The sequence below is a fragment of the Acetobacter fallax genome, from assembly GCF_011516735.1.
In the GTDB taxonomy this organism is placed as follows: domain Bacteria; phylum Pseudomonadota; class Alphaproteobacteria; order Acetobacterales; family Acetobacteraceae; genus Acetobacter; species Acetobacter fallax.
Map to the genome: position 1 here is coordinate 1 of NZ_WOSX01000120.1, position 1,286 is coordinate 1,286.

Consider the following 1,286-nt stretch of genomic DNA (forward strand, 5'->3'; position numbering starts at 1 on the left):
CGGGATCGCCACCTCCTCGCCCTGCTGCTCCTGGTCGGTCTTGCTGCGGGCGATGGTCAGGATCAGACCTGTCGCGGTGACCCGGACCGTCCCGCCGGTCAGGGCCACCAGCTCCGAGCGCCGCAACGCCGCAGCGAAGCCGATCAGCAGCAGCGCCCGGTCGCGCAGGTCGGTCAGGGTTTTCTCCGGCGCGACCAGTCTCCGGATTTCCTTCGAGGTCAGCGCTGCCGCCTGTTTCTGCGGCCGGCCATACAGCCGCCCGATCGCCCGCAGCGTGGCGCGGATCGCGGCATGCCCGGCGCTCCATTCGAGACTGTTCATCCGGTGCGCATAGCCGATGGCCGCCAGACGGCGGTTCAGCGATGCCCGGCTGTAGCGCGGCGCCAGTTCGTGCAGCCAGGCCGCCACGACCGGCGGGGCGGCCGGAAGCGAAACAGCATTATGCCCGTGACACCAGCGACAGAAATCCTGCCAGTCATGGGCGTAGGCCCGCAGCGTCTCCGGCGCATGCGCGGCCGTCCGCGCGGTTTCCTTCGCGGCCTCAATCGCCTGCTGCAATGAACCCGGGGACGGGTCGCACGCCACCCCGGTGTCAGACGCCCTGTCAGCGGGCACCGGTCCGGGAAGATCGTCTCCGCTCTCGCTCACAGAACCGCACGACGTTCAGGCAGCTGTCCCGGGTGCACTCCACCTCTCCTCACCTTGTTGTCCCGCGGGAGTCTGCCCTTCCCGTCTGATTAAGGCAAGCCTGTTGTAAGGCGTGGTAAGAGGGCATTACCACGCCTTAGGAACTCGATCCGTGATTAAAGGAAACGGCAGAAAAACGCCCGGCCCCGCCTCAGAGCGGCCCTCTGAGGCCCTCCAGCAGCGGATCCAGCTCGGCCAGCGACCGCACGCCATACAGGGCCAGAAACCGCTCCGTGGTCGCCCACAGCAGCGGCTGCCCGGGCACCGGTTTGCGGCCCGGGCTGCGGATCAGGCCCTGCTCCTGCAAGGTCGCGAGCGTCTGCTGCGGCAGCGGCGCATCCCGGAAACTCGCGATCTCCGGCCGGGTCACCGGCTGGCGGGCGGCGATCAGCAGCAGCGCCTCCAGCACCGCCCGCGGCAGGCGCTGCGGCCGCTCCCGGGTCGCGGGCCGCAGCGCCTCGCCGAGATCGGCAGCGGTGCGGAACATCCAGGGATCACGACACGAAAGTGTATTTTACGTACGCTTGGAGTGAACACCTGTAGAACTGGCCACATTGAGGTTCACGCAACAAGTAGGGATGCAGGTACCCGAAGCGGTC

General features: G+C 68.1%; 2 protein-coding genes. Both read right to left on the minus strand.

From position 1 onward, the window contains the following. On the minus strand, nucleotides 1–648 hold a 648-nt coding region (locus tag GOB85_RS18725; protein WP_338421823.1), incomplete at its 3' end, for a tyrosine-type recombinase/integrase. 190 nt (nucleotides 649–838) lie between these two features. Beyond that, entirely contained in the window at nucleotides 839–1,174 is a 336-nt protein-coding gene (gene scpB / locus GOB85_RS18730) for an SMC-Scp complex subunit ScpB (RefSeq protein WP_242011634.1), read from the minus strand. Nucleotides 1,175–1,286 lie beyond the last annotated feature (112 nt).